Annotated in this window: 11 protein-coding genes; 5 read left to right on the top strand and 6 right to left on the bottom strand. The window is 62.4% G+C overall.

What is annotated here, in order from left to right:
* Positions 1 to 14 precede the first annotated feature (14 nt).
* Positions 15 to 167, top strand: a complete 153-nt coding sequence (locus J1G37_RS27400) for a hypothetical protein (protein ID WP_242551771.1) — start codon at positions 15 to 17, stop codon at positions 165 to 167.
* Positions 168 to 238: 71 nt separating this feature from the next.
* Here the strand turns inward: J1G37_RS27400 and flhC are convergent, their stop codons facing one another.
* The 6 genes from flhC to fliE all read right to left on the bottom strand — a co-directional run bounded on the left by flhC (position 239) and on the right by fliE (position 4,075).
* Entirely contained in the window at positions 239 to 805 is a 567-nt protein-coding gene (flhC, locus tag J1G37_RS27395) for a flagellar transcriptional regulator FlhC (protein WP_017735859.1), read from the bottom strand.
* A gap of 3 nt (positions 806 to 808) precedes the next feature.
* Entirely contained in the window at positions 809 to 1,144 is a 336-nt protein-coding gene (gene flhD, locus J1G37_RS27390; protein ID WP_207046733.1) for a flagellar transcriptional regulator FlhD, read from the bottom strand.
* 329 nt (positions 1,145 to 1,473) lie between these two features.
* Positions 1,474 to 1,845 carry a flagellar protein FliT gene (fliT, locus tag J1G37_RS27385; protein ID WP_017735857.1) on the bottom strand — a complete coding sequence of 124 codons (372 nt, stop codon included), beginning with the start codon at positions 1,843 to 1,845 and terminating at the stop codon, positions 1,474 to 1,476.
* Positions 1,846 to 1,847: 2 nt separating this feature from the next.
* Positions 1,848 to 2,249, bottom strand: a complete 402-nt coding sequence (fliS, locus tag J1G37_RS27380; protein ID WP_017735856.1) for a flagellar export chaperone FliS — start codon at positions 2,247 to 2,249, stop codon at positions 1,848 to 1,850.
* Between the two features lie 22 nt (positions 2,250 to 2,271).
* Positions 2,272 to 3,681, bottom strand: coding sequence for a flagellar filament capping protein FliD (gene fliD / locus J1G37_RS27375; RefSeq protein WP_207046732.1), 1,410 nt, complete (start codon positions 3,679 to 3,681; stop codon positions 2,272 to 2,274).
* Between the two features lie 79 nt (positions 3,682 to 3,760).
* Positions 3,761 to 4,075 carry a flagellar hook-basal body complex protein FliE gene (fliE, locus tag J1G37_RS27370; RefSeq protein WP_017735854.1) on the bottom strand — a complete coding sequence of 105 codons (315 nt, stop codon included), beginning with the start codon at positions 4,073 to 4,075 and terminating at the stop codon, positions 3,761 to 3,763.
* A gap of 182 nt (positions 4,076 to 4,257) precedes the next feature.
* On the opposite strand from fliE, the gene fliF reads away from it, so the two are divergent.
* Genes fliF through fliI form a run of 4 tightly spaced genes read left to right on the top strand, consistent with a single transcriptional unit; the run spans position 4,258 to position 8,971 of the window.
* The gene (fliF, locus tag J1G37_RS27365; RefSeq protein ID WP_207046730.1) at positions 4,258 to 5,967 is read left to right on the top strand and encodes a flagellar basal-body MS-ring/collar protein FliF; all 1,710 of its coding nucleotides are present in this window, start codon (positions 4,258 to 4,260) and stop codon (positions 5,965 to 5,967) included.
* The gene (gene fliG, locus J1G37_RS27360; RefSeq protein ID WP_017735852.1) at positions 5,960 to 6,958 is read left to right on the top strand and encodes a flagellar motor switch protein FliG; all 999 of its coding nucleotides are present in this window, start codon (positions 5,960 to 5,962) and stop codon (positions 6,956 to 6,958) included. The genes fliF and fliG overlap by 8 nt, the downstream gene beginning before the upstream one ends.
* The gene (locus J1G37_RS27355) at positions 6,951 to 7,628 is read left to right on the top strand and encodes a FliH/SctL family protein (protein WP_242551766.1); all 678 of its coding nucleotides are present in this window, start codon (positions 6,951 to 6,953) and stop codon (positions 7,626 to 7,628) included. The genes fliG and J1G37_RS27355 overlap by 8 nt, the downstream gene beginning before the upstream one ends.
* Positions 7,625 to 8,971: a flagellar protein export ATPase FliI gene (gene fliI / locus J1G37_RS27350; RefSeq protein ID WP_242551765.1), complete on the top strand. Its 1,347-nt coding sequence runs from the start codon at positions 7,625 to 7,627 to the stop codon at positions 8,969 to 8,971. Before J1G37_RS27355 ends, fliI begins: the two co-directional genes overlap by 4 nt.
* Positions 8,972 to 8,988 lie beyond the last annotated feature (17 nt).

The following is an 8,988-nucleotide window of genomic DNA, read 5'->3' as shown; positions in this document are numbered from 1 at the left end:
GTTTTTTTGGCAGTTTGAAGTCCGAATGGGTGCCCGAGGGAGGTTATAGCTCTGAGTACGAGGCCCAGGTAGACATCAACCGATATGTGGCGCGATACAACAGCGTAAGGCGCCACAGCTACAACGGTTATCACTCACCGATAGCGGCGGAAAAGCTAGCAGCGTGAGAACCGAAAAGAATGTCCGAAATTACTGGACCAGTTCAAGCCAGCTCCCACATTTAAAAGCAGCAGTGGTCTCAGGCCTTGCGCATCGGCGGCAGATTCGCCAGTAGCTGCGCATCAATATCCCTGCGCTTCAAAGTCTTGCCCGCCCGCGACGGCGGCTGGCAAATACCGCACACATAGTGCTGCGCCGGCGCATGGGAGTGCGCCACAAACTCACCGGAGCAACACGAGCAGCGGATCAACTCCAGCATGTCGCTTTCAAAGAACCGCACGAGGGTCCAGGCCCGGGTCAGGCCCAGCACCAGCTCGCCTTCCTGGTCGCCGACCTGTTCAAGGTACAGGCGATAGGCTTTGACGAAGGCGTCGATGCGATGCCCGCCAATTTCCATGAGGCTGCGGTAAATGCCGTAGAACAGTGACGAATGAATATTCGGCAGCCACGTCACGAACCAATCGGTGGAGAAGGGCAGCATGCCCTTGGGGGGAGAGGCGCCTCGTACTTCCTTGTAGAGTCGGATCAGGCGGCCTCGGCTGAGCGTGGTCTCCGTTTCCAGCACCTGCAGCCGTGCACCCAGCTCAATCAGTTCGATGGCCAGTTGCACTTGCTGCATTTCGGTGACCAGGCTTTTGTCTGACATGGGTCAGCCTTCCCCGATGCGCAAATCGCCGCTGCGCTCGGCGGACGCCATCAGCAGCGCGGAGTGGATCTCGACCATGCCCAGTTCGCGGGCGTTGCCCAGTACCTTGGACAAGCGCTCGGTTTCTTCAAACACCGGGCGACAGATCAACTGGTTGACCCGCGCCAGTTGGGTCATTTGCTTGCTGCTGAGTTTGCTCAGCAGGTCGGCCATGGGGTCGCTGAGTTTCAGGCGGAAAATCGCGATCTCGCGATCTTTGCGCAATAGATTTTGTGCCAGTAATAAATAGGACAGGTTCAGGTCCTGGATGTCTTCAAGCTCAGTGTTGGTATTTGGCAACTTTCTACCCCTCCCGTTGGGTACTACAGTTCGGCACGCCTAATGGCATGACCTCTGGCAGACAGTGCTGCAAATCGACAAGTACTAAAGTCAGGCTGTTTGAGTTGTACAACGAGTGCCTGGGTGTAGCGTTATTCGGTTATTCATGCTCCCGACCATCCGCTAGCTGGCCGTGAATACCGTTTTTTTAATTTTTTCTAAAGTATTAAGTACGCCGTACGATAACAGACTGAGGAATGATATTTCTTGTCTGTTTTCAGTGTTTTAGCCTACCTCAAAGATATTTTCACACTTATGTGTCGCCCGTAGATGCAGCGTGTAGGTGTTTGTTATTTCTTTCGATACAAATAATGGCTTATTGGTATCACTTGGTTGGAAGATGCACCGTAGGCGTTGTTTAGATTGCTCTTGCGCCGATTGATTTGCATCAACTCACCCAGGTCATTTTGTCGCGCATGCAAGAACCCGTTAACTTGCTCTTCGAGCGCGAGGATCTGGCTGAGTAGTTCAAGTTTGTATTGCTGGCCGCTGGCATCCAGGTCAACTTGGTCTTGCGCGCGGCGCAAGTAAGCGGCGTCAATCAAACCCTGGGACTTTAACGCGAAGATACCGTCCCAGTCGGCGTGTTTGGCGCACTCCAGCAAACGCTGCGATTGTTCGAGCAGTTGTTCGTAGGCCGCGATCAGTTGTGATTGCATCATGTCTACTGCGCTTCCTCGGTCTGCGTGCCAATCGCCCGCCAGGCTGCGGCGACATTCTCCAGCAACTCGGCGGCGGTGTTCAGGGCGGCATCGTCATTGTTCAAGTTCGCGCGCAGCAGCAGGCGAACCACGTAGTCGTAAAGTTGGTCCAGCTGTGCGGCAATCTCGCCGCCTTGTTCCAGGTTCAGCGAGCCGCGCAAACCCTGGCTGACCAGGTTGATCGCCTTGGTGATGGCCTGGCCCTTGGCGGCGATGTTGCCGGCCTGCAAGTGCAGGCGCGCGATGCGCAGCGTGGCCTGGTAACTGTCGAACAGCATCACGATGTGCTGGTGGGGTGAGGCCGCCAAAATGCCGCTTTCCACGCCCACCTTGGCGTAGGCATTCGCGTCTCGATAGGCGTTCATCTCGTGTGCTCCGGGTGGGTCATCAGCTGTCGCTGTTCAGGGCGTCGAACTGGGTGGTGAGGTAGTCCGCAGTCGAGCTGAGCGACGCGATCAGGGTGTCGAGTTGGGTGAACTGTTCGGTCCAGCGCGCCATTTCGGAGTCGATCAGCGCCTGTTTTTCGTCGTAGCGGTCTTCCAGTTGCTCCAGCTTGGTCGCCAGGCTGTCGGTGCGCGCCACGATCAGGCCGTCGTCCTCGTCCAGGTAGGTGTCGAGGTCGGTGGTCATCTGGCCGATAAAACCGGACTTGCCATCGGTGCCGACAAAGAACTCCGAGACGCCATCGATGTTGTCGGTGATCGCGCTGGTCAGGGTGTCTTCGTCGATCAGCAAGGTGCCATCGACTTCCAGGGAAATACCCAGCTGCGACAAATAGCTGAAGGTGCCGCTGCCCACCGCGCTGTACAGGTCACTGCTGAGCTTGGTGCTGATGCGCCGCGTGGTCGAGTCGCCGAGCAACTCGCCCGCGGTGTCGGCATCGGCGTCGTAGGAGGTGAGGGTGTCGACGGTGGACACGTAGCTGTTATAGGCGCTGACGAATGATTCGATGGCGTCGTAGATCGCGTCGGTGTCCTGGGAAATCGTCAGGGTTTGCGAGCTGCCGACGGCGGACAGGTTCAGCGTGACGCCTTGCAACGCGTCTTCGACGGTGTTGCTCTGGCTGGTGACCGCGATGCCGTTGATGGTCAGCTCGGCGTCCAGGGCTTCGACGGTCTGGGTCATGTTGCCCGTGCTGCCGTCGTAGCCGAACAGGCTGGAGGCGGTATCGCTGCTGTCGTCGCCGCTGTAGGTCACGGTCATGGCCGACTCGGTGCCGGTGCTGTCCGAGGTCAAGACCAGGCGGTACGGCGTGCCCGTGCCGTCGTTGACGATGGACGCGGTCACCCCAGCACCGGATGCGTTGATCGCCGTGCGAATGCCTTCCAGGGTGTTGTTGCTGCTGCTCAGGGTGATCGACACCGCGTCGGCCGTGCCCACTTGCAAGGTCAGGGTGCCGGTGCCGAGGGCCGTGGTCTTGCTCGCGACGCCATCGGTGGTGAGGCTCTGGGCCTGGGCCAACTGGGTCACTTCCAGCTTGTACGTGCCGGCGACGGCGTCGCTGGTGGTCGCGGCGGTCACGCCGCTGCCGGACAGGCTGGTGGTCAACGACGTGTACAGGCTGGAATCGGCCAGGGCTTCGGCGGCGGTTTGCAGTTTGGTCAGGGCGCTGGTCAGGGTGCCGTAGGCGGTGATCTCGGCGTTGACCGAGGTTTCCTGATTGGTGATGGGCGTCAGCAGGCTGGCTTCCTTGGACTCTTCCAGGCTGGTCAGGATGCTGTCCAGGTCAAGGCCGGAGCCGACCCCGAGAGAGGTAATGGTTGCAGTCGACGAGGTGGTGGAGGTCGTGGTTGCCATGGGTGTGCCTGTCCTGGGGTGCGTTTGAACGCAACATCGGCCAATCGCGGGCCCGTCTTTAGGGGCGCGCCGATTTTTTTCAGACCTGCATCGCCATCACGTCCTTGTAGGCGGTGAGCAGGCGGTTGCGCACCTGCACGCCCATCTGGAACGCGACGCTGGCTTTCTGCGAATCGGCCATCACATCACTCAGCGACACCGATTCACTGCCGGCCTGGAACGCGTTGGACTGACGGGTGGCGGTCTGCTGCAACTGGTTGATGCGCTGCAGCGACGACTGCAGCTCGCCAGCAAAACCACCGGCGGGCGCGCTGCGTTGTGCGCTCGCGCCTTCGGCCTGTTCGGCCAGCAGCGACAGTTGTTGCAGGGCATTGGTCAGGGCGGATGGGTTCATGGTGCCGGTTCCACAAGTTGCTATCAGGCCAGCAGGTTAACAAGCCTGGCCCCGGGCACATTCGCCCAATTGACCGCAAAAGCAGTGGCTTTTCCGGCCTTTGGCTTTGGCCGTTTTCGCCAGAATGGCCGCCTACTACTGTTACCGGACGCTGCAATGTCTTTCGCACAGGCCCTACCTTCGTGAGTACCGCAGTCCTGGCCAAAGGCGCGCAAAAAAACCTGGCGACCCCGGTCCCTGTCAAACCCCTGGATGCGTTGACCACGCTGTTCCGTCGCCAACCGTTGGTGCCGTTGCTGATGGCCGCTGCGGCGGTGATCGCGGTGGTGGTCGCCTTGCTGCTGTGGGCGCGCCAGCCGGAATACCGCGTGCTGTTTTCCGGCCTCAGCGAGGCCGACGGCGGGCAGATCATCAGCGAGCTGGACAAGCGCGCCGTGCCCTATCGCCTCAGCGAAGGCGGCAATACCATCCTGGTGCCCAGCGACAAGATGGGCGCCCTGCGCCTGCAACTGGCCGAGCAAGGCTTGCCCAAGGGCGGCAGCGTCGGCTTTGAATTGCTCGACAAGCAAGCCTTCGGGGTCAGCCAGTTCGCTGAACACCTCAATTACCAGCGCGGCCTGGAAGGCGAGCTGGCGCGCACCATCGAGTCCCTCGGCCCGGTGGCCAAGGCGCGGGTGCACCTGGTGATGGCCAAGCAATCGGTATTTGTGCGCGATCGCGAAGCCGCCCGCGCCTCGGTGGTGTTGACCCTGCAACCCGGCCGCGAAGTCGGGCCGAGCCAAACCAGCGCGATTGTGCATCTGGTCACCTCCAGCGTGCCGGAGCTGAGCGTGGACGCGGTCACCGTGGTCGACCAGAACGGCCGCCTGCTGTCCCAGACCCATGGGGACAACAGCGGCGTCGACGGTTCGCAACTCGACTATGTGCACGAGATCGAGCGCTCCTACCAGCGCCGCATCGAAGACATCCTCACGCCGCTGCTGGGCAGCCAGAACGTGCACGCCCAAGTGGTCGCCCAGGTGGATTTTTCCAGCCGCGAAAGCACCGCCGAACGCTACGCGCCGAACCAGGACAGCAACGCCGCCGCCGTGCGCAGCAAGCAAACCTCCGAGCATGTGCAGGACGGCGACGATGCCGGCCGTGGCGTGCCCGGCGCGCTGACCAACTCACCGCCCAACACCCCGGCTCCGACCAAGGCCAACGCGCCGACCCCGGCGGGCGGCAGCGCTGCGACGCCGGAGGCGAAAACCGCGAAGAGCGCCAGCCAAAGCGAGCGCATGATCAACTACGAGGTGGACCGCAACGTCGAGCACGTCAAGTCCAGCTTGGGCACCCTGCAGCGCCTGACCACGGCGGTGGTGGTCAACTACCGCACGGTGCTCAAGGACGGCAAGCCGACCAGCGAAGCGCTGAGCAAGGATGAACTCGACAGCATCAACAACCTGGTGCGCCAGGCCATGGGTTTTACCGAAAGCCGTGGCGATGCACTGCAAGTTATCAACAGCCCGTTTGTGGAGGCCGATACCAGCGTCGATGAACAGCCGTGGTGGAAAACCCCCGAGGCCTACAACCTGCTGAGCACCGGCCTGCGCTACCTCGCCGTGGCATTGGCGGCGCTGGCGCTGTGGTGGATCGTGTTGCGCCCGATGCAGCGACGCAACGCGGCGCACACCCAGGCGCTGTTGGCGAGCAACGCCGAGCCGGGCACGGCCTTGGTACCGTCCAGCACCGGCACCAACCTGGTGGTCGCCGGCCAGGAAAACGCCCCGCATACATTGCCGCGCAAGTCGGCGGTGTACGAACAGAACATGCAGAGCCTGCAACAGATCGCGGCCGAAGACCCGCGACTGGTGGCCATGATCGTGCGCGGATGGATGAAGAAAAATGACTAGCAAGATCAGCGGTTCGCGGCGCAGCGCCATCCTCTTACTGTCCCTGGATGCGGACAGCGCGGCAGAAGTGTTCAAGTTTTTGCCCAGCGAAGACGTCGAGGCCATCAGCATGGAAATGGCGCGCCTGAGCCAGGTGTCCCATGAAGAAATGCGCCAGGTGCTCGAAGAATTCATGGACGAGACCGACCAGTACGCCGCCATTAATATCCAGACCAGCGACCATATCCGCGCCGTGCTGACCAAGGCCCTGGGCAGCGAGCGGGCGGCCAGCCTGATTGACGATATCCTCGAAAGCACCAACACCGGTTCGGGCATCGACAAGCTCAACCTGATGGAAGCCTCGATGGTGGCCGAGATGATCCGCGACGAACACCCGCAGATCATCGCCACCATCCTCGTGCACCTGGAGCGTCACCAGGCCTCGGACATCTTGCAATTGCTGCCGGACCGCCTGCGCAACGACATCATCCTGCGCATCGCCACGTTCAGCGGCGTGCAGCCGGTGGCGTTGCAGGAACTCACCGAAGTGCTCGGCGTGATGCTCGACGGCCAAAGCCTCAAGCGCAGCAAAATGGGCGGCGTGCGCACGGCGGCGGAGATCCTCAACCTGATGAGCTCGGCCCACGAAGAGCTGGCCATCGGCACCGTGCGCGAACACAGCGACGACCTGGCGCAGAAGATCCTCGACGAAATGTTCCTGTTCGAAAACCTTATCGACGTGGACGACCGTGGCATCCAGACCCTGTTGCAGCAGGTCGATCAGAATTCCCTGGCCATCGCCCTCAAGGGCTCGCCGCCGGCGCTGCTCGAACGCTTCCTGCACAACATGTCCCAGCGTGCCGGGCAGTTGTTCCGCGAGGACATGGAAGCGCGCGGGCCGATCCGCATGTCGCAGATCGAATCCGAACAGAAGGCCATTCTCGCCGTGGTGCGGCGCTTGTCCGACAGTGGCGACATCGTGACCGCACGCGGCAACGACACCTATGTCTGAGCGCTGGCAACCCTGGCAGATGGACCCGCTGGGCAGCCCGGCGGCGGCCAGCGACGACCCCCACGGCAGCCACCGCGAACGCCTGCGCAAGCAAGCCTTCCAGCACAAGCTGGAGATGCAGGTGCTGCGCGAAAAAACCATCGCCGAGGCCCAGCAAGTCGGGCACGCCCAAGGTGTGGAGCAGGGTTATGCACTGGGCCTGGACGAAGGTCGCCAAGCCGCTGCCGTGGAGTTGCAGCAGCAGATTGCCGTGACCCTGCAACCGCTGCTGGAGCTGTGCCGCAATTTTGATCAAGCGTTGAAAGCCTTGGACACGCAGATCGCCCGGCAACTGGTGCGCATCGCCCTGGACGCCGCCGAGCAGTTGGCCGGCGAAGCCTTGAACGCGCAGCCGGAACAGGTGCTGGTATTGGTGAAACGCCTGCTCGACAGCGACCTGGAACTCACCGGCAAGCCCAAGCTGTGGCTCAACCCCGACGATTTGCAACGCGTGCAGGACAGCCTCGGCGCACAGATCGACGCGGCGGGCTGGGTGTTGCACGCCGACGCCGCGATGCAGGCGGGCGGTTGCCGGGTGGTCAGCGCGGGCGGTGAGCTGGATGCGTCGCGGCCGTCGCGCCTGGCGCTGCTCACTCGCAACGTCGAGCGCGTGTTGGATGCGTTGCCATGAATCCGCATCTCGCGCGCTGGAGCGGTGTGCTCGATACGCTGCACGGCCAAGCCTTGCAGGTCGCGCCGCACCTGCGCAGCGGGCGCATCACCCGCGCCACCGGCATGGTGTTGGAAGCGGTGGGCCTGCGCCTGCCGTTGGGCGGGGCGTGTCGCATCGAGCTGGAAGGCGTGTTCGCCGAGGCCGAAGTGGTGGGGTTTGCCGGGGACACGCTGTACCTGATGCCGCTCGCGGAAATCCACGGCCTGCAACCCGGCGCACGGGTCTTTGCGGCGGACGAAGGCGGTGGCAATCGCAGTTTTCCATTGGGCATGGCCTTGCTCGGGCGCGTGCTCGACAGCGGCGGCCAGCCGTTGGACGGGCGCGGACCGTTGCTCGGCGCCCATCACGCCGGCTTGCATACGCAGCCGTTGAACCCGCTCAAGCGGGCGCCGATTGATCGGCAGATCGACGTCGGCATTCGTGCGATCAACGCCTTGCTGTGCGTCGGCCGTGGCCAGCGCCTGGGTTTGTTTGCCGGTTCCGGCGTGGGCAAGTCGGTGCTGCTGGGCATGATGGCGCGCTACACCCAGGCCGATGTGATCGTGGTCGGCTTGATTGGCGAGCGGGGCCGCGAAGTGCAGGACTTTATCGACAATATCCTCGGTGAAGAGGGCCTGCGCCGCTCGGTGGTGGTGGCGGCTCCCGCTGACACATCGCCGTTGCAACGCCTGCAAGGCGCGCTGTATGCGACGCGGGTTGCCGAGGATTTTCGCGAGCAGGGCAAGGACGTACTGTTGATCATGGATTCGCTGACCCGCTACGCCATGGCCCAGCGCGAAATTGCCCTGGCCGTGGGCGAGCCGCCGGCCACCAAAGGTTATCCACCGTCGGTGTTCGCCAAGTTGCCCAAGCTGGTGGAACGCACCGGCAACGGCCCGCCGGGTGGCGGTTCGATCACTGCGTTCTATACGGTGCTCAGCGAAGGCGACGACCAGCAGGACCCGATTGCCGACTCGGCGCGGGCGATCCTCGACGGGCATATCGTGCTGTCGCGCCAGTTGGCCGAAAGCGGGCACTACCCGGCCATCGATATCGAAGCGTCCATCAGCCGCGCCATGACCGCCATCGCCAGCGACGCCCAGCAGCGCAAGGCCAACCAGCTCAAGCAGATGCTCTCGCGTTACCAGCGCAACCGCGACCTGATCAGCGTCGGCGCCTACGCCCAGGGCCACGATGTGCAACTCGACCGTGCCGTGGGGTTGTACCCGCATATCGAGCGCTTCCTGCAACAACGCATTGATGACCGCGCCAGCGTCGACGAGACCCTGCACGGCCTCAGTTTGTTGTTCCCCGGCAACTGACCTTTTCGAGTAATCAC

This window comes from Pseudomonas sp. Marseille-Q1929 (assembly GCF_017316265.1).
Taxonomy (GTDB): domain Bacteria; phylum Pseudomonadota; class Gammaproteobacteria; order Pseudomonadales; family Pseudomonadaceae; genus Aquipseudomonas.
The sequence above is the reverse complement of the archived record's forward strand: the minus strand, read 5'-3'. Positions and strand labels throughout refer to the sequence as shown.